Origin of the sequence: Erwinia rhapontici, assembly GCF_012271765.1 — a bacterium.
GTDB classification, from domain to species: domain Bacteria; phylum Pseudomonadota; class Gammaproteobacteria; order Enterobacterales; family Enterobacteriaceae; genus Erwinia; species Erwinia rhapontici.
In genome coordinates this window covers 195387-222350 of sequence record NZ_VRKO01000010.1, presented here as the reverse complement: position 1 = coordinate 222350, position 26964 = coordinate 195387, and the positions used below count along the sequence as shown (strand labels likewise).

The following is a 26964-nucleotide window of genomic DNA, read 5'->3' as shown; positions in this document are numbered from 1 at the left end:
GGTAAACACATTTCTTAATGTAAATAAAGCGGAACTTTTACGCAGCACAAATAGATAACTAATTGCGCACTTAAAGACAAAAAATAAGATTCGTCTTATAATTCATTGCATTACACCTACATGTAACAATGCGCACTGATTGATAAAATTATTCTGCCATGAAGCAGTATTATTAGCGCGCTATCATCATTTATTGAATTATTATCTTCATTCACCCCGAATGAGTTGCACCACCTATTAATATTGCCAGGCTTTGTGCCTGGCATTTTTTTACGTATTTTATTCCCCTGCGAAATTATTCTTTCCTGGTATTATCTGGCGACGAAAATCTAGCGTTCGCGCATCGACTCTTTAACTTTATTCAGCGGTTTAATCAGATAATCCATGACGGATTTCTGGCCGGTTTTAATCTCTACGTTCGCGACCATCCCCGGCACGATCGGGAATTTTCGTCCGGCTTTGTTGGTCAGTTCGGCCTTGTCGGTACGCACATAAACCCGGTAATAGTACTGGTCACGTTTGACCTCATCCTGCAAGGTATCGGGTGATACCGTCTCCACTTCACCGCGCAGATCGCCATAGATTGACGAATCATACGCCGTCACTTTGACCGTGGCGGGCAGCCCCGGACGGATATAGGCGATATCACGCGGGTTAATGCGTGTTTCGATCAGTAGCTGGTCCTCAAGGGGGACAATCTCCATCAGCTTACCGCCGGGTTGCAACACGCCGCCCACGGTGGTGACCTGAATATCTTTAACGATGCCGCGTACCGGTGAGTAAATAGTGGCGCGGGTCAGTTGATCCTCTTTCCCGGTCATCACCTGTAATTGTGCATCCAGGTCCGCGTTGTTCTTCACCTGCTCTTCGCGTGCGCGTACCGCGTAGTCATTACGTGCCTCATCTATTTTTCCCTGAAGCTCAGCGACCTGACGGCGCAGGCGGATCACTTCCACCTCACCCGCCGCCCCTTTCGCCACCAGCGGCTGGGTCATGCGCAGCTCATCCTGAACCAGTTTTTTTGACTGCTCCAGATTGCTGACGGTCTCTTGCAAATTACGCCGCCGCGACTGGTAAAGTTGCGTTTCACGCGCCACCAGATCCGGCTCTTTCAGCGTTTCGGCACTGAATTTCAGCGGCGCGCCCGTCAGTTCAGCGGTTAAGCGTTCGGCCGATCCGCGCAGCGTTCGCGCGCGTGATGCCGCCTCACCAAAGTTGGACTGAAAACGCGTCGGGTCAAGTTTTGCCAGCACCTGCCCTTTCTCGACGATATTGCCTTCATGGACGTTGAGCTGGTCGACGATGCCGCCATCCAGACTTTCAATCACCTGCGCACGACTGAGCGGCGTGACCTTGCCCGTTCCCACCGTCACTTCATCAAGAATGGCGAAATGTGCCCAGACAAAAAACAGCACCAGCGCGACAGTACAGACCCAGATGATGGCCGAGGTGCGCCGTTCATTCTGTTTCAGACTGCGATCCATCAATACAAGGCTCATGCGGCATCTCCTCTTGCACTGGCCGCCGGCGGTTGGGCCTGTGCCGTCTGCGCGGTAGCACGTTTCAGGATGTCATCTTTCGGGCCATCAGCAATCACGCGGCCGTTATCCATGACAATAATGCGATCGACCATTTTCAGCAGCGCCGGGCGATGCGTCACCAGTATCAGGGTGCGCCCACTCAGCCAGCCTTTCATCTGACTGATCACATGTTCTTCCAGCTGTTCATCCATCGACGCGGTGGGTTCGTCCATCAGCACCACCTGCGGCTGGCGCAGGATCATACGGCTGAGCATCACCATCTGGCGCTGCCCGCCGGAGAGTCCGCGTCCGCCCTCATTAATAATGCGGTCCAGGCTGGCCGCATCCTGCTGCACCAGGCTCAGTGCACCGCTGACGCGTAGCGCCTGTAACATATCCTGCTCGCTGGCGTGGGGGTTGCCCAGCATCAGGTTCTGGCGCAGGGTGCCGAAGAACAGACGAGAATCCTGTGACAACCAGCCCAACTGTCGCCGCAGGTCAACCGGGTCAATGCGGCGTAAGTCCACGCCGTCGACGATCACTTTGCCCTGGGTCGCCATCGCCTGCCCGGCCAGCAGTTTCAGCAGCGTCGACTTCCCGGCCCCCACACGTCCCAGGATAGCGATGCGTTCGCCGGGTTTAATTTGCAGCTGGTTAATGGTGATCACGTTTTTCACGTTTTCTTCATCGTAGCTGTACTGCACGCCACGCAGATCGTAGTGACCGGTCAGCGTTGGGCAGTGCGCCATTTCTCCCTCTTCCGGCTGGTCGAGCGGTTTCTTCAGCAATTCATCCAGCCCGTTCATCGCACTTTTCGCATGTTGCCAGCGCGAGAACACCATCGTCAGCTGCATCAGCGGCGCAATGGTGCGCGAAGAGAGCATACTGCTCGCCACCAGCGTACCGGTGGTGATCTGACCATCGAGCACCAGATAGACCCCAAACACCAGCATGCTGGCGTAGGTCAGTTGCTGCACGCTTGACGCCCAGCCCGTGAGGCGCGCGCCCCACAGACGCTGCTGCATGCCAATCGCGGCGCTCACTTCGTGCGTCTGCTCCCACTGACGCTGGAAATAGGGTTCAGCCTGCAGTGATTTAATATCTTCAATACCTTCAATGGTTTCCACCAGGATGGCGTTACGCAATGCCCCTTCGCGTAATCCCTCTTTGGCCAGTTTCGCCATAGGAATCTGGATCAGCAGGCCGGGAATGACGATCAGCGGGATCGCCAGCAGCGGCACGATCACCAGCGGGCCGCCAATAAACGCCATAATAAACAGGAACAGGATGACAAACGGCATATCCGCCGCCGCCCCCACGGTGGTGGAGGTCAGCAGCTCACGCACCTGATCAATTTCACGCAGCTGGGAGATAAACGATCCGGTGGATTTTGGTCGCGCCTCGTTACGGATATTCATCGCACGCGCAAACAGCATGGAAGAGACTTTCAGGTCGATGCGTTTTCCCATCATGTCAGACACCTGCGTACGCATCAGACGGATGAGATATTCGATCACGGCGGCAATCAGTACGCCGCCAAACAGCACCCACAGCGTGGCTTCTGACTGCGCGGGGATCACCCGGTCATAGATCTGCATGGAGAACAGAATCCCCGCCAGCGCCAGCACGTTACCGACTATCGAGGCCAGGGAAATCTCACCGATTTTGCGCCCCATTCCCTGGAAGTTCTGCCAGAACCAGTGCTTTTTATACGGCTGGACGAACTCATCAATACGCGCATCGCGCCCACGTGCCGCCACGCCGATAATCCCCACCTCTTGCTGACTTTGTGCCAGCAGCAGCGCCAGTTCGGTTTCACGCACCACGTCACCGCCGTCACTGAGCCAGTAACGGGCATTGCCTTCACCATCAATGGCTTCAATCACCACCACACTGCCGCTCTCCATAATCAGCACCACGGGCGTCACTTCCTGACGCCAGCGGATTTTGTCACGCGGTGTCATAGTGAGATGCAGCCCGAGCAGCCCCGCCAGTCGCTCCAGCTGCTGCGGCGGCGTGAGGTGCTCAAACCAGCGCATCTGCTGTCGCAGTGTTTTACCATCAGCCGGTTTACCGAAGCGGGCGGCCACACGCAGCATGGCATCGATCCAGTTTTCCGTGGTTGCGGTTTGTTTAGTCATAAAAAACGGCCTTATCTGGTTGTCTTACGAGCGCCGCATCACAGCGACGGCAGCGTTTGTCCACTGTTCTTTTCCCGGTCAATGCCCAAAATATCCAGCAGATTATCCACCGCTGCGGCATAACGAACCGTGGCATCCCAGCCATCGTAGAGCGCCGTCAGGCGGCTGCTGTCAGCCTGAAAGACATCCTGCTCAACACTCAGCAGGTCGTTCAGGCTACGCTTATTCAGTTTGTATTCATCGGCATACACCTCACGGGTATGATCTGCACTGCTCAACTGCTGCTCACCGGCCTCTTTACGCTGTTGCGCGCCAATCATGTCGGCATAGGCCGTAGAGGCATTCTGGTTGATTTGCAGTTTTGACTGCTGGATGGCGGCCTCAGCCGCTTCACGATCGCCCTCAGCGGCACGAGTTTTGGCGTTCACCAGCCCGCCCTGATACAGCGGCGCTTCTACCTGCAATTGCAGTTCGTCATCCCAGTAGGATCGGCTGTCATTTTCATAACGGGTGCGGCCAGCCTGGACTTTAATGGTCGGCCAGTGGTTGGATGAAGCCTGGCGCACACGCTCCAGCGCCGCCTCTTGCTTCGCCTGCGCACTGCGCACGGCAGCGCTTTTCTCATAGGCGATTTTGTCCAGTGTCACCTGCTGGTTCAGCAACGCCTGTGGCAGTTCTGGCAGGTTTTCAGACGTTACGCCCGTCAGCACGGTCAGCTGCGCACGCGCCGATCGCGCCTGTGCGCGATACTGCTCCATGCTGGCGTTCATACCGGCAATGCGGGTTTGTGCCTGCAGGACATCAGACTGGGAACTTAGCCCGGCATCTGCACGCAGTTTTGCCATGTCCCTGACGCGCTGCAAAGACGCGATATTCAGACGCGCGGCATCCACCAGCGCCTGGTAGCGTTTCACTGCCAGATACGCCTGAAGGGTGTCCTGCGCCACGGTGGTCATGGTGTCATAAAGCGCATAGCGGTAGGCATCGGACAGCTTGTGCTGCTCGTCGATTGCCCCCCCGGTACGGCCAAAGTCATACAGCAACTGGCTGAGGGTGATGCCACCCGAACCGCTGTTATTCAGGCTGCCGGAGGAGTCGGTCTGGTGCGATCGCCCGCCGCTGGCTGCGAGCGACACCTGGGGATACCAGGCGCTTTTCGCCGCATCCAACTCGGCCTCACCGACGCGGATCTGTGCAGCGGCTTCAGAAATTTTGGGATTACGTGCAAAGGCTCGCAGGATAGCGTCACGCAGCGTCAGGCTGGCAATCTGCTCTTCCGTGGGTGCTGCGCGCCAGTTAAATGCCGCAACAGGTTCCTCTTTCGCCGCCAGTGCGCTCTGCCCAACCAGACAGGTTGTGAAACACAGCAATATCACCCTATTTTTCATCCAGACACCTGTGATCATTATGTTCCGGGCCAGAGGCGGGAAATACCCCGCCTCTTCTGCCCCCAATTAAGCGGTTTGTAACTGCAATTGATGCTGCGTCAGCACGTCTGCCAGCGTGCTTTCCTGAAGGGGAGCGTGATACACATCCGACATCGGTTCGCTGCTGCCCCCCGGTAACACCTGTGACCAGACACCACTGTCGGTGGTACTGAGCGCCACCGGGCTGTCCCCGGTCAGGAGCAGTGACTGAACGGCGGTGAGGTCGTCCTGCGTTGTCGCGGCCACCAGCGCATCGCTCTGCGTTGCCAGACCCAGACTGGCGAGTTGCAGCGATCCGCTGTCCGTCGCATTCCCCAGATCAACGTGGATCTGGTCAGACTGTTCAACCCAGTTACCGGCACCGTCCGAGGTACCAAAATAGATATAATTCAGCCCGTCATGCACATTGGAACCGGACAGCGGCACGGTGATGCTCCAGTGGTGATCCTCCGTCAGGGTCGCGCTGTAATACGGATAGTCATCCACCCGGATGCTGATCAAGTTAATGGGGAAGGTATCAGCGAAGGTGCCGCCAATAGTGACGTACTCCTGGCCGTCAACCACGCTGACGTCCGCCGGGGTAACGTCATCGACGGTGAAACCAATTTTGCTGGTGTAATGACTGATTAGCAGGACATCGCGGGTGGCGCTGGTGCTGTTGCCATTGGGGTCGGTGGCGCTGAAGGTAAAGGTATATTTACCGTCGGTGATCGCCGCCAGTTCGCTGTCATTGATCGACACGCGCCAGATATTGTCACTGGCGACGTTGCCATAATAGGTTTTACCCGCAAGATCCAGTGTAACCACCGTGCCGGAAGGCAGGTTGCTGGAGGTGCCCCACATTTCAAGCCCATAGATCCCTTCACGGTAGTTGACGGCATCATCGGTGGAGATGGGGTCAATGCTCAGTGACGGCAGGGTATCAACAGAGGTTGCGAGGGTGATGTTGTGCGCCGTAGATGTGCTGTTACCCGCGGCATCACTCAGGCTGGCCTGCACGCGATAGACGCCATCGTCCAGCCCCTGAAGCGCGCTGGCCGGGATAGCCAGATTCCATGTGCCACTGCTGCTCACCACCGCGTGCCAGGTCTGCTCATTGAACAGCACATCCACGGTCCGTCCCGCTTCGCCCCAGGCCGAACCGCTAATCAGCAAATCGTCACCCTTTTCACTGGCATCAATCACGTCATCGCCCGAAATCTCATTCATGGTGATTTGTGGGTCGCTGGTGTCGATAACAATCGGCGTGCTGCTGCTGCCCTGCTGGCCCCAGCCATCGGTGGCGGTGACCACAATGGTGCTTTCCCCCTGGCCCATCAAATACAGGGCATACGAATCAGGACTCAGTGACCAGTTACCGTCGTTGTCCACCGTGGCGTTGTAGTTTTCTTCACCCATCGTCACCACCACCTTCTGCCCACTGCCGGTCGATCCCGTGCTGCCGGTCAGGGTCTGCTGCGTTGCCAGCTCGGCACTGTTCAGGATGCCATCGCCAAACGGCAGGTCGAGGGTGGGATGCGGCGGCTCACCGATGGGCGTCAGCGGCTCAACGGTAATCACTTTATTTGCGGTCGACGTACCGCCGCTGGCGTTAACGAAGCTGATACTGATGGTGTTGCTGCCGTCGGGCAGCGCCTGGAGATCTGCGGCAGGCAGGATGACGCTCCAGCTGCCATCGCTGGCAATCTGCGTGCTGTAAGTGTGCGCATTCAGGCTGACGGTCAGGGTGCTGCCTGCGGCAATATTGGTGGAGGTCCCGCTGAAGGTTTGATCGCTCTGGCGCTCGTCAGCACTGATCACCGTATCACCCGTCAGCGGGGTCACGGTGAGTGACGGGCTGCCGCCCGTTCCTGTGCCGCTCTCCGGTGGCACAACCACCGGGGTGTCACCGCCGCTGGCAGGCGCACTCTGACTGCTGCTGTCATCGTTGCTGCTGTGATGGCTGGCCAGCGCCACGCCACCGCCGACCCCGGCCAGTCCGAGTAGCCCCAGACCAACGGCCGTCAGGGTTCCACTGCTCTCCGCTGCGGCGGGCGCGCCGAGCAGCGCATCGACGCTGGCCAGTGCCTGATAGGTTGGTGTCAGCGGCGTTGCGGCATCGGTAGTATTCAGCCCGCTGCTGAACAGCGCATGCTGCGGCGGGTTCACCCCGTCATCAAACAGCAGTTCACTTTGTTCGCCGTCGGTGGCCGTGAAGAAATGCTGATAGCGCACCGTGCTGCCATCGCGCATGTGGAGGATCAGATCGTCGCCCTGCTGTTGATACTCAACAACGGAGGTGGTCAGTGCGTGAATTTTCACCAGCGAAGGCTGATCAAGCCGCACGGTTTGAGACGTATGAGGCTGGCTCTGAGACAGCAGTTTTCCGCTATCGCGAGAGAGTATATCGACGAAGCCAGATGCAGGCTGAGTCATGGTGTTTCCCCTTGTGTACCCGGTAAAGTGAGTAAGCGTTTGCGAAGAAAAGCCCAGCCAGAGGCCGTTTTTTTCACGCAAAACATCAGCCAGCGCTACAAAAATAGCGCCGAGCGTCACCCGGTGTACAACGGATCACAATGCAATCCATAACAAGGAAAATGATTAAAATAGCTATTATAGTAGCGCTGGCGCGGCCTACGTTAGCCTTGTCATCAGCACATTACTACTGGCCAAAATCTGGAATTACACTTCGCCAGCGGCCTTATATCTTATTGTAATTTCTGCCTTACTCACTTTAAAAAAACCTTTCTTAGTTTATTTAGGTCCACAACGAACAACAGCGGCCGAAGCCGCTGTTGGATTGTTTCGCTACCAATCTATCACTTCTTCTTAACTTTAGACGCCCAGCGCGGGAATGCGACCCGCGCAGGGGTTATTTTTTCGTTATACGACATGGACCTGGAGATTATGCTGGATCAGCACATCGCCCAGGGTGTTGTCTGACGACAGCGCCGAGTTGTGATAAACGTCAAAGGTCTGCCCTTCTACCGTCCGTTGCCCGGTGGTGGCCCAGACGCCACCATCGGTATTGGCCAGCGTCACCTGGTCACCCAGCGTTCCTTTGATCAGCAGGTCATCGCTCTGTTTATCGGTAATATTCAGCGCTTCGTTCAAGTCCAGCTTAATGCTGTTATTGCCCGAGGTGCCAAGGTCGATAATCTCCACATGCTCGACTTTCAGACCGAGCGAGGTGAGATCCAGCGCAATATGTTCACCGTTCAGTACCAGGGTATCCGTCCCTGCGCCGCCATCGATATGCGTAAAGTCGAGCGAATTCACCGTGATGGTGTCATTACCTACGCTACCCGTCACCGATTCGCCGTGCACGGTCTGACCATCCGCCAGCGTAATGGTGACCCCGCCAATGGTATAGCTGCCGTCATCCGTTGCCGTCGATGCCACTGTTTCACTGCTGGCCGTGGTGCTGGCCGCCGCCGTGGAGGTGGCATGGTCGGTGCTGCTGGTATCGCTGTCGGTCACCAGCGTTGAGGCCACACGCGCTGCCGTATGCACGGTAGTGGTGGTGCTCTCTTCACTGGTGCTGGCCGCACTGATTGAAGACGTATCCGTCGACGCCAGAGATTCATCGGAGGCCACCGCCATCATCACCGAGGCGGTAGTGGCTAGCGGCAACACTGAACCCAACAGCAGCGTGGTGACGGTGGTCGCCGGGTTACCTGCGGCATCAACCGCCGTCACTGTGACCACCGAGCTGAGATCCAACGTGCTGAGTAATCCCCCGACGAACTTCGCACTGTACCGTCCATTAGCACCTACCGTCGTGGTCATTGTCTGGGTTTGCCCGCTTTGCGACAGCGTGATCGTCACCGCGGTCCCCGTCGCCAGACGCTGGCTTCCTCCTGAAATGGTCAGCCCGGTCAGCAAGACACTCAACAGACTGGCAACCGCATCAACGCTCACCGCCGGCAGGTTTTGCGTCACGGCGTTGAAGCTGGCGCTGGTGCTGCTGGTGTTACCTGCGCGGTCAGCAACAGTGATTGCCGCTGTATGCTGCCCATCGGCCAGAGAGGTCAGCCCTCCTGCCGGGATGGTCACACTCCAGGTCCCATTAGCGGCTACCGTGCCGGTGTATGACATCCCTTCAATGTTGACAGTGACCCGGCCCCCCGCTGCACTGGTGGACGTCCCGGTAATGACTTGTGCGGTACCGGATTCAGCAAGGTTGAAGTAACCATCGCTGAAGCCCGCGGTATTGCCTAACGTCACCGTCGGCGTGCTGTGGGTACCGACAATCACCGGAACCGTAATGGTACCGCTGCTGGTGCCGGCCCCGTTGATTACACTGGCGCTGATTGACGCCGTGTTATCCGGCAATGCTTTCAGATCCACCGACGGCACCGAAACGCTCCAGCTGCCGTTGGCGGCGACCACCGTGCTGTAGGTCTTCGACCCGACGTTAACCAGAATGGTCGAACCTTCGGCATTAAACGCCGTACCGGAGATGGTTTGCGCCGTCTGCGCTTCCACCGCATTCAGTGCCCCATCGCCAAACAGCGTGCCAAAGGTGATGGTCGGCGTATTGTGCGCAATCACGCTGGCGCTGTTGCTGCCGGACGCGGTATTGCCATACGGGTCAGCCAGATTGGCGGTGATGGTCAACGGACCGTCCGGTATGGCAGCCAGCGCAGTTTTCGGAATGCTGATACTCCAGTTGCCGTTACTGCCCACCGTCGTACTGTAAGCAATACCATTCAGGGTAAAGCTCACCGTTGAACCCGCCACCGCATTGGTGGAGGTACCGCTGATGGTCTGCGCTGTCGCCAGCTCAGCGGCGTTAAGAACGCCATCACCAAACAGCGTGCCTACGGTGACCGTCGGTGCCACATGCACCCCGATGGTGACGCCGACACTGCTGCTGCCCACATTGCCTACCGCATCGGTCACGGTTGCTGACACCGTCAGTCCCCCCGTCGCCAGACCCAGTAACTGTGCCGATGTGAGTGTCACACCGAAGTTGCCGTTGGAGTCAGTGCTCCCCTGTAAAGTCAGGCCACCGACTTTAATACTGACCAGGGTACCGGTTGGGACATTATTGACATGACCACTTAACAGCTGCCCTAACGAAGAGAGGGCCTCTGTCACACTTAATATCCCATCGCCAAACAGCGGGTTAAGGGTGACCGATGGTAAAGCATGAATGCCCACCGTCCCCGCCAGTGTGCTGCTGCTGCTGTTACCCGCCGTATCGGTGACGGTCACTTTAAGGGTGACACCGCCGTCTAACAGGGTCGCCAGCGCCGATGGCGTCAGCGCCAGATTAAAGGCCCCGTCAGTCCCTGCCGTGCCGGAGAGCAGTGGCGTAGTGCTGTCACCAACAGTGACCACGACACGCGCCCCCGCCGTGGTGGTGCCGCTGATCAGCTGATTAACCAGTGCATCCGCCGCATTCAGCAGGCCATCCCCGAACAGCTGCGTCTGGTTCAACGACAGGCTTGGCGGAGTCAGACTGACCTGCAGCCCGCCCACAACATTAAGGGTGGACTCATTACCGGACAGGCTGTCTTTCACCGAGGCACTGATATCCAGCAGCCCGGACTGCAGCCCCTGCAACTGACCCAGAGTCAGGCCCGCGCTGAACTTACCATTGGCATCAACCGTCGCGTCAACCTCAGTTGTCCCGATCATCACTTTGATGATGGTACCGGCCGCCACATTTTTCACCGTACCGCTGACCAGCTGACTGGCGACATTGCTCAAATCGGCAATATTCAGTAAGCCGTCACCCAGGATTGGGTTGAGGATAATCTCTGGCTTGATCGTCGCAACGGTGATGCTGGCGCTATTACTGGCAACGTTACCTGCCGGGTCGACCACTTTTACCCCCAGCGACACATTGCCATTCCCGAGCGCCAGCAGATCGGTGGCGGAGAGATTCACGTTCCAGCCGCCGCCCGCCTGCACGGTGGTGGTATACGCTTTAGCCCCCAGCGTCACCGTGACAACCGAGCCGGCCACCGCATTTAATGTGCCGCCGATGGTCTGTCCGGCCTGCGCTTCCAGCAGGTTAAGCACGTTATTGTCGCCAAACAGGTTGGTCAGCGTGTTAACCACCGGCAGATTATTGACAATCGTGGTGACCGATGTCGTCGCGCTGGCAACGTTACCGACGACGTCAGTCACCACCAGGTTCAGCGTATTGGCCCCTTCCTGCAAGGTCGCCAGCGCCGCCGGCGGCACTGCCAGCGACCACTTGCCGTCCTGGCCGACTGTGGCTTTCAATATCTCACCATTGAGAAGCATGAGTGACACGAATCCCCCCGCTGCGGACACGGCCGTACCGGTGATCAGCTGACTAAGGCCAGCCTCAACCGCATTCAGGAACCCTCCGGTGCCCGCAGGATCGCCAAACACGGTATCAACTGTCAGCCCCAGCAGGCTGTTAAACACTTTATTAATCGTGATGGCCGCACTGGTCTGGTTGCCATGGTCATCCGCCACTTTCACCGTCAGCACGTTACCGCCCTGCAACAGGGCGCCGATCGCCGTCGGGCTCAGCCCAAGCTCAAAAGCACCATTGAGGACGGTTGCCTGCGCCAGAGGAACAGTGCTGTTACCGAGGTAAACATAAATCGTTTGACCATCGGCTCCCGACACAGTCCCCGTCAGCGTCTGCGTCAGCAGTGATTCAGTCGCGTTGATGACGTTATCACCCAGCAAGGCGTCTACATTAAGCAACGATGGCGCGACAGTATCCACAATCACATTGTTAAGTACCGCAGACCCGGTATTACCCGCCGCATCCTTCACGCTGGCGCTGATGCTGGTCACATCCTGAGCCAGCCCTTGCAGATCGGCAGACGGCACGTTCACCGTCCAGGCGCCGCCAGCCTGCACCACGGCGGTGTAGGTTTTGGTTCCCAGCGTCACAGAAACCGTGCTGCCAATTTCCGATGAGGTACCGGTAATGGTCTGCGATGTGGCCGCTTCCGCCACGGTGAGAATGTTATCTCCGGCAAATTGCGTGATCGTCACAGTCGGCGCAGTGATATCAATCAGAACCGTCGTGTTGGCGACAACAGGGTCGCCAACGGTTGGCGTAAAGGTCACCACCACCTGCTGTGAACCGGCCGGAAGGTCCGCATTCACCAGCGTCTGGGAGGTAAACTCATTGTTCAGGCGCAGTGCATCGACCGAAATGGTATCGACCAGAATGCCACCCACCGTGATGGTGATCTGCCCGCCCAGCGACAGAGGGACATTGTTGAGCGTCCCGCTGATAAGGGTATTAGGGCCATCGGCCACATTGATAATGTTATCGCCGCTGACAGGAGCCAGCGTAATGTAACCGTCAAGCGTTGGGCTGAGGTTTAACCCGACAGCGCCATTAACGCTGGTGGTATTGCCCGCAACGTCAGTAATGGACACCGTGTAATTACCGCCTGCAGTCACCAGTGCCGCGAGATCCGTCACCCCGACATTAATCGTCCATGCTCCGTTGGCACCCACCTGGCCGGTTAAGGTCTGAGTACCAATTTGAAGTGTCACAGTGGCCCCTGCATCAGCAGGATTGGAAATCCCGGTCAACGTCTGCGTATTCAGGCTTTCGACGTAGTTGAGAACATTATCGCCGGCGAAGGTCAGTCCGTTAATTACTGGAGCAGCCGTATCGATGATAAAGCCTTCGGTGAGGGTATTGGTGTTGCCCCCCGGATCGGTCACGCTGACCTGAAGGGTGTGAGGGCCTTGAGTTGTCACGATATCGGCGAGTTCGCCCGGCGTGAGCGTGGCCGTCCAGTTACCGTTGGCATCAACAATGGCTGGAATAGGGATATTACCATTGAAGATCACGGTGACGGTTTGCCCTGCGCCAACCGCGCCGGTGGTGCCGCTCAAGACTGTACCCGCCAGGTCCGCCACGTTGAGGTAGCCATTATCAAATGGCACTTCCAGCGTAGGCTGCGGCAATGTCAGATAGGCATTGAAGTCGAGCGTTTTCGTCGCCGCATTGCCTGCCGCATCAATCACCGTCACGCTAATCTGATGAAGGTCGTTATTCAGGCCATTTAGCGCTCCGGCAGGCAGAGTGACTGACCAGTCACCGTTTGGCTGTACCACGCCGTCATAAACGACGCCATTGACATCCACTTTCAACTTAACCGTCTGATCCTGCCCAGCCACGACCGGAATGCCGGTGGTGCCGGTCACGATGATGGTACCCGCCGCTTCCGTGATACCCAGCCCGTCGCCAAACGGATTAACAATGGTCGGCACAGGCAGGGTCAGCAGCGCATCAAAACTGCCCTCAACCTCCGCCTCATTGCCGTAGGCGTCTGTCGCCACCACGGTAATGGTGTGTTCACCGTTGGCCAGACCAGACAACAGGCCGGTGCTGAGATCCAACGACCAGCTACCATTGGCATTAACGACGGCAGGCACAGCTGCCGCGCCGTCAATACTGACGGTGACGGTTTGACCCGCACCCAATACCCCCGTCGATCCCCTCAACACCTGATCGACCGCGGCTTCCGCAATATTGAGCAGGCCATCAACGAACGGGGTGGTAATGGTCGGAACGGGCACATCGTTAATCGCCACGGTCAGCGATGCATCTGCCGGGATCCCCACGTTGCCCACGCCATCCGTCACCGTCACCGTAATTGGCCAGTTGCCGTCCGGCAGCGTGGCTAATACGCCACCCGACAGTGGCAGACTCCAGGTGCCATCACCGTTGATGGTGGCCTCAATCGGCGTACCGTTCACATTGACAATGACATGGGTGTTAGCCGCATCACCATTAAAGGTCACGTTACCCGCCAACGTGATCCCGCCAGCGACTTCATTCAGCGTTAGAATACCGTTACCCGCCAGCGACAGCGGATCGAGGGTGACCGTCGGTAATCCGGTGACAATCGCGGGGAAGTCCAGCGAGGTTGATGCCGTATTGCCCGCCGCATCGCCGACCACAATCACAATCTCATGGCCTGCCCCCGTGCTGTTGCCCAAAGCAAGCAGCTCTGTCGGGGTTAAGTTGGCCGTCCAGACACCGTTGGCATCAACACTGGCGGCATAGACGTTGCCGTTAATCGTCAGTACGATAGTCTGCCCTGCACCAATCACACCAGTCGTGCCCGTCAGCGTCTGCGACACTGCGGCTTCGGCCACATCCAGCAGACCATCAACAAACGGCTGGTTGATCACCGGGTTCAGCGTATTGGTCAGTATCAGCTCGACATCGGCCGATACGCTCACCGGGTTCACCGCATCCACTGTTGATACACTGACCTGAATAACCCCATTGCCCATCGCGGCCAGATCGGCGGCCGGGATAGTCACCGACCATCCCCCCAGACCATCCAGAACCACAGGGGAGTAAATCTGTGTCCCGACAGTCACCACCAGGCTGGCACCGTTCGGCAGATTATCCACCGTGCCCCGGATCGTCTGATCAACTAAAACTTCGGTACTGTTAAGGAAGCCATCAACGAATGGCGTCTCCAGGGTCAGTTCCGTGAGGGCGTTCACTGCCACGTTGACGTCGAGAATTTGCTCCGTGGTGTTACCGTACGCATCCTTGACGGAGACACTGAGCCCCAGATCACCGTCGACCAATGCCAGCAAATCAGCACTTGGAATGGTGGTACTCCAGTTGCCCAGGTTATCGGAGAGCACGCTGTAGACATTGGTCCCAAGGGTGATCTCAACGTTGAGATTCGGCGCTGTATTGCCTGACAACACCAGCCCCGTCAGAGCATCCGCCAGGCTGAGCACACCGTCCGTCACCAGGTTGGCGTCGATTTCCAGCAGTGGCGGTTGAGTATGAACGGTAAAGCTCTCATTGGCCGTCGCGGTATTGCCTGCAACGTCGTTACCGCTGGCAGTAATGGCATTGCTGTTCTGCGGCAGATTTTGCGCATCAGTCTGCGGGATCGTCGCTGTCCAGTTACCGTCGCTGTCCACGGTTGCCGGATAGTCTTTACCATTAACGCGCACGGTAATGGTGTCACCTTCCGGAATATGCTGGCTGCTACCGGTGATGATGACGCCATTCGGGTCGCGTGACTCGTTGTAGTTCACCATGTCATCACTGGTGACCGGGTTGATGGTAATGGAAGGCAGATCGTCACCACGCGCAATCACGGTAAAGTCACGGGTATCATCGCCCACGTTACCGTAGATATCGTTGACCGAGACACTCACCTGCTGCGGACCATCCGCAATGCTTCCCACTGCCGTATCCGGTACCAGGTAACTCCATACTCCGCCGTTAACCTCAGCGTAAAACGTCTGCCCGTTAAAGGTAATCTCCACCATCTGGCCATCGGTCACATTGGTGGTGGTACCGCTTAACTGCAGTGCCTGACCCACTTCACTGGTGTTGAGATAGTCATCACCGGTGATCGCATCAATGGTAATCAGCGGCAGATCGCCGGCTTCTGCCCTCACTTCGACGGTTTCCGTGGCCACCAATGAGGTGTTACCCGCTTTGTCGGTCAGCGTGGCGGTCACAGTATAACTATTGTCGGCCAGGTTCTGCGTCGCACTCCCCGGCAGATCAAAGCGCCAGCTACCATCCTCCTGCACAATCGCAATATAAGCAGGCTGGTTACCGTTAAAGGTGATGCTCACCTGCTGACCTGCTTCATCCGGCGATGCCGTGCCGCTGATGGTCACGGTTTGCAGAATTTCAGTGCCGTTGATCACGTTATCACCGGCAACCGGATCCAGACTCAGCGTTGGCGCAGTCCGATCAACGATGACGGAACTGCTGATGCTGCCCGTATTGCCCTGCGCATTGGTCACGTCCACGCTGATGGGCAGGCTACCCTCGCCGAGGGCCTGCAACTGTGTGGTACTCAGCGGTAGCGTCCAGTTACCGTTAATGTCTGCCGTAACAGGGAACGCCTGGCTGCCGATGGTAACAATCACCGTCTGACCGGCACCGATCGCGCCGGTGGTGCCCGTGAGGGACTGCCCGGCAGGATCAGTCGCTTCGTTATTGTTGAGATAACCATCGCCAAACGGGAGGTTAATCGTTGGCTGCAGTGCGCCGGTAGCCAGCGTCACGTTGGTGCTGACAGGGCTGCTGTTACCTGCGGCATCCGTCACGGTGGCCGTCAGCGTATAGCTGCCGTTGGTCACACCGGTCAGGGCATCGGCAGAAATAGTCAGGTTCCAGTTCCCCTGATCATCAACGGTCGTAGTGTAAGTCTGTCCGTTGAACACCACGTTCACTGCCTGACCTTCCTGCGCACCGGTACTGCCCCCGCTGATGGTGACACCCTGCGCGGCTTCAGTAGCGTTGATCACACCGTCAGTGGCGATCGGATCCAGCGTAATCGTTGGTGCGACCGTATCCACACCGACCGTCACCGTCTGGCTACTGCTGTTGCCTGCCACATCCGTGACCGTAACGGCCAGATCTGCCCCTGTCTGCGGCAGACCTTGCAAGACTGCTGACGGCAAAGGAATGCTCCAGTTACCGTTAGTATCCACCGTGCCGGTATAGGTGGTGGTGCCGATAAGCACGGAGACCGTTTGTCCTGCCCCCGCCACACCCGTGGTGCCATACAGCGTCTGCCCCAGTGCCGCTTCGCTGGCGTTCAATACACCATCGCCAAACGGGATATCGACGCTGATTTGCGGCAGATTATGGACAACCACGTTCAGCGTGGCGTTACTGGCAACCGGATTACCGTTGGCATCCAGCGTACTGGCAGAAACAATGGTTTGGCCGTCAGCCAGGCCCGCCAGCGCACTTGCCGGTACCAGCGCACTCCACACACCACCGGCACCCACGTTCACGGTAAAGGTCTGACCATTAATCAATACTGACACCGGGGTGCCCGTCGCCACGTTGGCGGTATGACCGGTAACGATCAGCGACTGCTGAGCCTCATCGGCGCTGAGATAACCGTCGCTGATCGGATCGATACTGATCCCCGAGGCAAGGGTGTTCACCGTGATAGTGAGAGTGTTGCTGGCTGGGTTGCCCGCAGCATCACTCACCGCGGCAGTAATGGTTGGTGTGCCGTTCTGCAAGGTACCGGACGGAATGCTGATGCTCCAGCTGCCATCTGACTGTACAACCGGGTTATAGACCTGCGAACCCAGGGTGACGGTCACCGTCTGTCCCTGCTCGACATTTGTCGTTGTACCGGACAACAACTGACTGCTCTGCTGTTCAGCACCATCAACGATATTGTTGCCGGCAAAGGTATTAATCGTAATCGTGGGGAGATCCGCCACATCCGCTTTCACCACCAGCGTGCTGGTGACAGGGGCACTGCTGTTCTGCGCCGCATCCGTCGCCGTCACACTCACCGCGTAGCTGCCATCCGGAATAGCCTGTAAATCTTCCGCAGGAACGTTTATCGTCCAGATTCCGCCGCTCACCACCACCGGCGGGTAGGTGACGCCGTTCAGCGTCACGACGATGCTGCTGCCATTTTCACCCGTTCCTGAAACCGCCAGGTCGGCGCCACGCTCTGCGGCATTCAGCACCCCGTCACCCGCTATCACATCAACGGTGACCGCCGGCGCCAGGGTATCAACGTTAAACGGTACGGTGAGTTCTGACGGATTACCCGCAGCATCGTTGACCAGCACCGCGATGTTGTTGGTATCCTGCGGTAATCCCGCCAGTACCGTTCCCGGGATTGCCACGCTCCAGTTGCCGTTACCGTCAACCGTGCCGGTATAAGTGATACCTGCCAGTGTGATGGTGACCGTCTGACCGTCGCCAGAGATACCGGTTGAGCCGGTCAGGGTTTGCGTACTGCCTGCCTCTGTCGCATTCAGGACGCTATCACCGAACGGTGCATCAACCACCACGTTGGGGAGATTCGTCACGTGAACATCCAGCGAGCTGCTGCTGGTCACTGCCGAACCTGTCGCATCAGTACCGCTCACGGTTACCGTCAGCGGCCCATCCACTAAGGGGATAGCCCCCGGTTGCAAGGTTAATGTCCACTGACCATTTGCGCCAACGGTGACCGGGAAGTCGCTGCCACCCACGCTGACCGTCAGCAGAGTACCGACCGTGAAGTTAGCTGAAGTACCGCTGATTTCCAGCGGCTGAGCCGCCTCCTGCGCATTGAGGAAACCATCACCGCTGATCGGATTGATTGCCAGGCCCGAAAGCAGGTTGTTCACCTCAAAGCTTCCGGTTTGTTCAATCGCTGTATTGGCACTGTTGCTGACAGAAACCACATAGGTTTGCTGTCCGTTGCTTAAGGCTTCCAGCGCCGTCGCGGGAAGCGTAATGCTCCATGCGCCGCTCGCCTGTACCACGCCACTGTAAGTGACGCCGTTCAGCGCGAGGGTAACGAGTTGACCTTCTTCCACGTTGGTAGTGGTCCCGGTCAGTTTCTGGCTGACATGCTGCTCTGCCCCATCAACAATATCGTTGCCGGTAAACGGATCAACCGTAATCGTCGGTTGCGAGGTATTGATCTGCACCGTGGTCGTCTGGGTAGTTTTGTTGCCGGCCAGATCGGTTTCCGTAACGCTGACCGGGTAGCTGCTGCCCGTGAGAGCGCCGAGGTCAGTTGCATTCACCTCTACCGACCACAGCCCGTTAACCCCAACGGTGGTCTCGTAAGTTTTGCCATTCAGCGTCACCACAATGGCTGCGCCATTTTCACCCGTACCTCTGATGGCGATACCATTTTGCTGCTCGCTGGCGTTGATAATATTGTCGCCGGTGACAGGATCCAGCGCCAACGACGGTGCAATAGTGTCAACAGTGAAATTGCTGCTGCTGGTTGAGGTGTTGCCTGCCGGATCTTTCACTACCACGCTGACGGTGTTGGTACCGCTGTTCAGGCCCGCCAGATCGCCGGTCGGCACGCTCACCGCCCAGCTGTTGTCATTGCCCACGGTGGTCAGATAAACCTTGCCGTTCAACGTGACGCGCACGCTGTCGCCAGGCGTACCGGTCCCCGTGATCGCCAGAGGTTGCCCCAGCTCAGTGCCATTCAGATAGCCATCAGATACCGGAGTGATCACAAAATCAGGTGGCGTGGTGTCCAGCACAATCGGACGTGTGACCGTCACGCTGTCACCGACCGATGGTGTTGCAACCACCGTCACGGTATAACCCGTGTCGGCCAGCCCGGTGAGGGCCGTGGACGGAATGGTGGCGCTCCACAGACCATCAGGCCCGACGGTGGCGTTATAAGACTGGTTATTAAAGGTAACCACCACGCTGGTGGTGCCGTCCGGTACGCTACCGGTAACGGTCAGACCTGCGGCCGCTTCCAGTGCATTAACCACATCGTCACCCGCGACCGGATTCACCAGCAGCGCGTTGGAAACAGCGGTATCCAGAATCACCGAGGTGTTCTGCGTCACGCTGTTGCCTTCCGGATTGGTGACCACAATGGTGACCGGGTTCTGCCCCTGATCGAGATTATCGAGCGTGGTCACCGGGAAGGTGACCGACCACTTGCCGTCACTGCCTACCGTGGTATCCAGCGTGGTGCCGCCAAGGGTGACGCTGACGCTGTCCCCAATGGTGCCACTACCGGTGATATCCAGTGGCTGCGTCACTTCAACACGATCGATGATGCCGTCACCGCCGATCGGATCGAGGGTGTACGTTGGCGCGGCGGTATCAACAATCACCACCTCAGTATCCACCGTTTTGTTGCCTGCCGGATCGGTGACGGTAACAGTGACATCGTAGCCACCGTCTTGCAGCAGGGCCAGGTCAGCAGGTGGGATGGTTACCGTCCAGCTGCCATTGTTGCCGAATACCGCGTTATAGGTTTTACCCTCCAGCGTGATCACCACGGTATTACCCGCAGCGGTGGTGCCTTCAATCACCAGCGGCGCCTGTTGTTCGGTGGCATTGATAATGCCATCTTCGGCGATAGTACCCAGCGTCAGAGAAGGCAGATCGGTGGCAATCGTGACGGATGACGGCCCGGCTTCGGCGCTGTTCCCGGCCACATCAATCGCCGTAACCAGAATGGAAGACGCCCCCTTCGGATCCAAATCCAGTAACTGCTGCGTGGTCAGCACCAGAGTCCAGACGCCGGAGCTGTTAACGGTGGCCTCAAACGCACTGTTGCCGATGTTAATGATCACTCTTTGACCGTCGCCCAGTTCCCCGGTGGTGCCCGTCAGGGTCTGCCCGATAAGTGCTTCAGCATTGGTGAGCGTATTATCGCCAAACGGCGTATCCAGCGTTGGGTTCGGCAGGTTGGTGACGTGCACAATCAGCGAGGCGTTGCTGGTGGCCAGTGGGTTATCACTGCTGTCATAAACGGTCGCGACACCCGTCACGGTGCCATTGGTCAACGCTCCCACGTCAGCACGCGGAATGTTGACCAGCCAGGTTCCGTTCGGCTGCAATAAACCATCATAAGGGAGGCCATTAAAGCTAAAGGTCACTCTGCTGTCAGCAGGAACATTCAGCGTGGTCAGAATGATATCCAGTCCCTCTGCCGCCTGAGACTCAGCGAAGTTGAGGTAGCCATCGTCACTGATCGGGCTGACGGCAATCGCGGGCTGCGTGTCATCGACGTTGAAGGTTTTATCCGTGGTGCCGGTATTACCCGCTTTGTCGGTGACACTGGCGGTCAGGGTGTACGATCCGTTCGCCAGCCCCTCCAGCACCTCTGTCGGCAGATTGGCCTGCCAGCCGCCGCCGGACTGAATGAGGGCGGTGGTGGTGTACGTCGCGCCATTGCCACTCAGCGTTAGCGTCAGGGTCTGACCGGCTTCCACATTCGAAGCCGTACCGGTGATAATCTGGTCCACCTGCTGTTCAGCGCCATCAATACTGTTATTCGGCGTGACATTGTTGACAACAATGGACGGCACACCGGTATCCACGACCAGCGGGGTGCTGGTGATAGTCGTGTTGCCCGCCGGATCAACGGCCGTTACCGAGAGCGTATAGTCACCATCAGTCACCCCGGCCACCACGTTGCCCGGGATCAGGGCAGACCAGGACCCGTCTGCACCGACCACGGTAGTAACCGTGGTTCCCGCCAGTTCCACGCGGATAACATTGCCGGCTTCCCCGGTGCCGGTCACCGTCAGCGGCTGAATAGACTCTGCCGCATTGATATAGCCCCCGGAAACCGCATTGACGGTCACTGGCGGCGGAGTGATATCCACCTCAATGGTACGGACCACGGTGGTCACGTTGCCGGCTTCATCGGTGCTGGTGACCTGCAGTTCATAGCTGCTCGCGGTCAGCGCTTTCAGCGCGTTAACCGGCAGCTCGATCTCCCAGTGCCCGGTGCCATCCACGACAACGTCATACGTCTGGTTGTTCAGTGTGACACTGATACGGTCACCCTGCGTACCTGACCCACCGATGGTCTGTATATCGTTCTGTTCTTCAAGGTTAATGCGGTTATCGGCCGCTACCGGATCCAGCGTGACCACCGGTGCCACAGTATCCACGGTAAAGTCGGTATTCACTTTAACGCTGTTGCCCGCATTATCACCCAGCGTCACGGAGACAGTATTTGGGCCCTGCGGCAGGTTTTGCAGCGTGGCAGACGGTACCGATACGCTCCAGTTACCCAGCGCATCCACTGTACCGGTATAGGTGATGCCGCCAATCAGCACGTTCACCGTCTGACCTGCGCCCTCAACGCCCGACGACCCACTGATGGTCTGTGCACTACTCGCCTCGGCAGCATTGAGATAATCATCACCAAACAGCGGGTTGATCTCCGGCAGGAAGCCCGGAAGCACTTCACTGTTGAGTGAATGCTCAACGGTGATGGTATTGCCATTGACATCAACGGTGCTGGCGGTGACTAACAGCGTGGTATTGGTCAGGTTCGCCAGATCGGCAGGTGGAACCGTGACCGTCCAGCTGCCATCACTGTTGGTGGTGGTGAGATAGGATTTTCCGCGGAATGACACCGATACCGAACTGCCTGAGGCCACAAAGCGGCTGAAACCATGGATGGACAGCGGCAACAGTGCCTCACTGGCGTTCAGCGTATTGTCGTCGCTGATCACCCCGATGGCGATGGCGCTGAAGGTATTATCAACGGTGAAGCTGCCATTGGTGCTGGCCGGGTTACCGGCCACATCGCTGACGCTGACGGTATAATTATCGGTGCCGTTCGCCAGATTATGCAACGCCGAGGCCGGAACCAGCACACTCCAGCTGCCATCTGACAGTACCTGACCGGTGTAACTTGCACCATTAAGGCTGACGGTGACCGTCTGGCCTGCCTGAACATTCGTGGTGGTTCCGGTGACAAACTGAGACAGCCCTTTTTCCGCGCCATCGAGGATATTATCGCCCGCAAACACACCGACGGTGACGGTCGGCAGTGAACCGCCGCCAGCAATCACCGTCAGCGGCTGGCTGCTGCTGCCGCTGTTGCCCAGGGGGTCGGTGGCCGTCGCAGTCACGGTGTAGGTATTGTCGGCCAGGCCGGTAACGACGTTCGCGGGAAGGGTTGCGGTCCAGTTACCGCCAGCATCCACCGTGGCGGGGTAATCAACGCCATTGACGCTCACCACCACCGTCGCACCCGGCTCAGTGGTACCGGTAATGGCCAGCGCTGCATTGTGTTCCAGCGCATTGAGATAGCCGTCGCCAGAAACCGGTGCAACCGTCACAGACGGTGAAGCCGTATCGAGGGTGACCGGGGTCAGCGTCGTCGTTTCATTGCCGCCGCTGTCGCGAGCCGTGACGCTGATATCATATTTACCATCAGCAAGCGTTTGCAGCGTCGATGGCGCAATATTGACGCTCCAGTTGCCATCTGCATCGGCGGCAGTGCGGTAAGTCACGCCGTTGAGTACCACCGTAATGGTACTTAACGGGTCTGCTGTCCCGGAAAGCGGCAGCGGCTGACCCTGTTCGGTGCGGTTGATCACCCCGTCCCCCGCTACCGCGCCGACATTCAGGTCTGGCGCGAGTGTGTCCACGCTGACGCTGGCATTATGGATAACTTCATTTCCTGCGGCATCGCGCACCGTCACGATCACAGCGTTGCTGCCCTGCTGCAGCAACGCTAGATCAGCAGGAAGTAAGTTAACACTCCATGCGCCCGTAGCAGGATTCACCGTGGCGTTATAGGAGGTGCCGTTTATCTCAACGGTCACCGTCTGATCCGGCAGTGTCAATCCGGTGTTACCGGTGATCGTCTGCGGTGTGGCTGATTCGGTTAGATTAAGGATATTGTCGCCACCAAAGGCAGCGTTGACAGTGACATTGTCCGGGAAGTTGGCCTGCACTCCAATGTTCAGCGTGGCGCTGATGCCAGGATCGGTGGCAACTTCGACCTTAATGTCATAAGTATTGTTAGCGACCCCAACGAAGTCAGCAGGCGGAATTTCAGTGGTCCATTTACCGTCTGCACCCACGGTGGCAGTGTAGGATTTATCGTTAAACGTCACGGTGAGCAGGGTGCCCTGCGGCACGCCCTGACTACTGCCGGTGACGGTCACCGGTGACCCGGCTTCCGACGCGTTGATCCAGTTATCGCCACCAACCGGCGCAATCGCCAGCGTCACGGCTAACGGATCGTTAATCACGGGATAATTGCCGCCAAACAGGGCGGTGACGCCGGCAGCATTGGACACGGACACACCGTAATTCACAAATTGGCCGTTAGTCAGGCCTGCCAGTGCATCGGCAGGAATGGTGACATGCCATAATCCCCCCGCCAGCACGGTCGTCGGGTATGGCTCGCCGTTGAACGTGACAATCAGGGGCTGGCCCTGCTCAACATTGAGAACCCGGCCACTCAATTCCTGATCCACACCCAGTTCGGCATTTTGCAGAACGTTGTCTCCGGCAAAGGTATTCACCTCGATCAACGGCTGGCTGCCCGGTTCAACGGCCAGAGTGACATTCCCGTATGCCGTCGTCACGTTGCCTGCCGCATCGGACGCTTCCACTCTTATTGGGTAACTGCCGTCGGCCAGAGCGGCCTTGTCGGCGTCAGAAACCACGATGCTCCATTCGTTATTGCCATTCGCATTGCCGGTCAGGCTCAGCTCCCGGTCACCGATGAAGACGCGAATGATACTGCCCGATTCCGCCGTCCCGCTGATAGTCAGGGTGCCCAGTTCATCAGCGGAAACGTAGTTATCGCCATTATCAGTGACAGGCGTCAGCGTAACGCCCGTCGGTGCCACGGTATCCACACTCAGCGGGAGGGTGGTTTCAGCCGAGGTATTACCGTATTTGTCGGTAGAGGTGACAACCAGGTCGCTACTCCCCTGATCGAGCTGTTGTAACGCCGAAGCCGGAATGTTCACACTCCAGCTACCGTCGGGATTCACTGAAGCGGTATACGTCTGACCATCCAGAGAGACGGTCACCGATTGACCGCCAACGCTGCTGCCAGTGATTGTCAGCGGTTGCGTGATGTCAGTGGCATTCAGCGCACTGTCAAACGGCGCGACAGTGACAACCGGAGGCGTATTATCCACCGTCACCTCAACTGTGCTGCTGCCCGTGTTACCCGCCGGATCGGTGATATTCACCACCAGAGGTAATGTCCCTTGCGTTGGATCGGTCACTGAACCCGCTGGAATAGTGACACTCCAGCTCCCGTCGTTATTGACCGTACCGGGGTATTTCTCACCGTTAAAATCGATGGAAACCGTCTGATTAGGGCCCGTCACGCCGGTCGTCCCGGTCACAGTCTGCGGCTGACCGATTTCCGTGCCGCTTAACACACCATCGACAAACGGCAGATCGACCTGCACGACTGGCGCAGTGGTGATCACATCCACCGAGACAGTGGTGCTGTTTTCAATGAGGGTGCCATTAGGCAGCGTAATGCTGGCAACAATCAGATTCGAGCCCTGCGGAAGCTGTTGCAGGTCGGCTGACGGCACCGTTACCGTCCAGCTGCCGCCTGCCTGAGTGACAGCGGGATAACTTACCCCCCCCAGGGTTACAGACACGGCAGTGCCCACCGGTACGCCACTCGCCGACCCGCTCAGGGTGAGCGTGCCCTGTGCTTCAGTCGCACTGAGATAGCCATCGTCACTGACTGGCGAGGTAATGCTGACGCTTGGGGTGGTGCTTTCCTGCACGTTGAAATTGTGAGTGGCGCTGGCAGACGTGCCGCCCGTATTGCTCACGCTGGCAGAAATAGTCGCACTGCCGGTGGACAACAGCGCAAGATCGGCCGCCGGCACCGACACGCTCCATACGCCGTCAGCATCAACCGTTCCGGTGTAGGTTTTTCCGTTCAGCGTAACGGTAACGGTTTGCCCCTGTTGCACGTTAACGGTCGTACCGCTCAGGGTTTGTGAGGTCAGTTTTTCCGCGCCATCGAGCACATCGTTACCGGCAAAAATAGCAATGGCAATCTGAGGCACGTTTGCCGCCGGAGAGACTTCAACAGTAAAGTTATGCGTATCGTTGGCAGACTGGCCGGCGATGTTAGTCACCGAGGCTGAAATGGTCGCCGAACCGTTCGACAGCGCTTCTAAGGCCGAAACCGGAACCGCCACACTCCAGCTACCATTCGCCTGCACCGTCGCATTATAGGTGACGCCGTTCAGCACGATCACCACCGTTTGTCCGGCTTGTACGTTGGTGGTAGTACCGCTTAACAGCTGAGTGGTCTCTTTTTCTGCGGCGCTCAATACGTTATCGCCCGCGAAAGTGCCAATGGTCAGTGTCGGTCCGTTAGCAGGAGGGTTAGGAGGATTGGGAGGGTTGGTCCCACCGCCATTACCGCCATCATCACCACCGCCGCCGCCGCCACCACCCAGTGCGGCAGCACCCAGCCCCACCAGGCCAAGCGCACCCAGACCTGCAGCGGTGACAAGGCCCGGACCCGCCCCGGTATCAGCCAGCAGCAGAGGTTCAATACTTCCCAGGGATTCATACTGCGGCGTGATGACCATCGCGGTCTGCGCATCGGCAAACTCGCTGGTCACCGGGAACAGAGCGTGTTCCGGCGGATTAACTCCGTCATCGAACACCAGTTCGCTGTGATCGCCATCCACGTCATCCAAGAAGAACTGCTGATAGCGCACAGTGGTGCCATCTTTCATGTGCAGAATGAGGTCGTTACCCTGGCGCTCGTATTCGGCCACCATTTCGCGCGTGCCATGCACTTTTACGATGCTGGGTTGATTAAGGAGAACGTTCCTGGACGAGCCCGCATTGGCCTGGGAGAGAATAGAGCCGTCGTCGCGTGAGAGAATGTCTACGCGGCCATCATTGAGCTGTGCCATTTTAGTAACCTCATGTACATCAGATAACAGGATTTAGAAGTTCAACGCGAGAAAAGTGAAAAAAAACTTCACTTTTAGCTCACCTTAAACAAAATATTTTCACACCGTGTTGGGCGTTACTTTTCACCTGATGCACAGTCAGAGAGTGACTCTCCCTGAAAAAAATGGCTTAAATTTGCTGAAACTGACTTATTTTTTGTTTAATTCCTCATTCACATATAATTAATAAAATGAATGTGTGATTTGATTAAAATTTATCGATGCGATTAATTATTTTAATTTAATGGTTTAGTACAGTAGCCGATTAATTGCCAAAAAATGCTGAAAAATAGTGCAACCACTGATTAATGATTTGATTTAGTTAACAGAAAAATTAGTTTGATGATGGCCGTTTAGACACTTTCAGGCATAAAAGCGACTTAACCGTGGTAATAACGCGGGGTTAATGACGCGAAAATTTCATGTTGATTCGTGACCGTAAGCACAAGCAGGCAATAGCTTAAAAAGCCACCAACCCCGCTCCGGGTTCAACAGTAAAAATCGGCATTTTATGTTCCCTCACAATAATTTGAGTTAAGTAAAAGAGGCTCAGCCTTAGCCAGGAACCTTCTTAAAAGCTGGCGTTAAGGGACAATTCTGATTCACCGCCCTATTTATCCAGGTTATTAACTTTGCCCATCCTGTCTTTCTGTGTTGCACCCTGCCCGGCATCGCCTTCGCAGGCAGGGTTTAGCTTCTTAACTG

The 26964-nt window shown here is 57.3% G+C and carries 5 protein-coding genes; all 5 read right to left on the bottom strand.

From position 1 onward, the window contains the following. Window positions 1-329 precede the first annotated feature (329 nt). Window positions 330-1499 carry a beta-barrel domain-containing protein gene (locus FVB43_RS06300; RefSeq protein WP_133841431.1) on the bottom strand — a complete coding sequence of 390 codons (1170 nt, stop codon included), beginning with the start codon at window positions 1497-1499 and terminating at the stop codon, window positions 330-332. Continuing rightward, window positions 1496-3661, bottom strand: a complete 2166-nt coding sequence (locus tag FVB43_RS06295; protein ID WP_133841430.1) for a type I secretion system permease/ATPase — start codon at window positions 3659-3661, stop codon at window positions 1496-1498. Before FVB43_RS06295 ends, FVB43_RS06300 begins: the two co-directional genes overlap by 4 nt. A gap of 38 nt (window positions 3662-3699) precedes the next feature. Then, entirely contained in the window at window positions 3700-5049 is a 1350-nt protein-coding gene (locus FVB43_RS06290) for a TolC family outer membrane protein (protein ID WP_133841429.1), read from the bottom strand. A gap of 66 nt (window positions 5050-5115) precedes the next feature. Then, a complete protein-coding gene (locus FVB43_RS06285) occupies window positions 5116-7503 on the bottom strand; it encodes a BapA prefix-like domain-containing protein (RefSeq protein ID WP_167863601.1) in 2388 nt (795 codons plus the stop codon). A 447-nt stretch (window positions 7504-7950) separates the two neighbouring features. Beyond that, the gene (locus FVB43_RS06280; protein WP_167863600.1) at window positions 7951-26220 is read right to left on the bottom strand and encodes an Ig-like domain-containing protein; all 18270 of its coding nucleotides are present in this window, start codon (window positions 26218-26220) and stop codon (window positions 7951-7953) included. Window positions 26221-26964 lie beyond the last annotated feature (744 nt).

Excerpts from the sequence above, each read along its gene's own strand:
- FVB43_RS06295 (WP_133841430.1), bottom strand. The coding sequence starts at position 3,661 with ATGACTAAACAAACCGCAACCACGGAAAACTGGATCGATGCCATGCTG.
- FVB43_RS06290 (WP_133841429.1), bottom strand. The coding sequence starts at position 5,049 with ATGAAAAATAGGGTGATATTGCTGTGTTTCACAACCTGTCTGGTTGGG.
- FVB43_RS06280 (WP_167863600.1), bottom strand. The coding sequence starts at position 26,220 with ATGGCACAGCTCAATGATGGCCGCGTAGACATTCTCTCACGCGACGAC.
- FVB43_RS06300 (WP_133841431.1), bottom strand. The coding sequence starts at position 1,499 with ATGAGCCTTGTATTGATGGATCGCAGTCTGAAACAGAATGAACGGCGC.
- FVB43_RS06285 (WP_167863601.1), bottom strand. The coding sequence starts at position 7,503 with ATGACTCAGCCTGCATCTGGCTTCGTCGATATACTCTCTCGCGATAGC.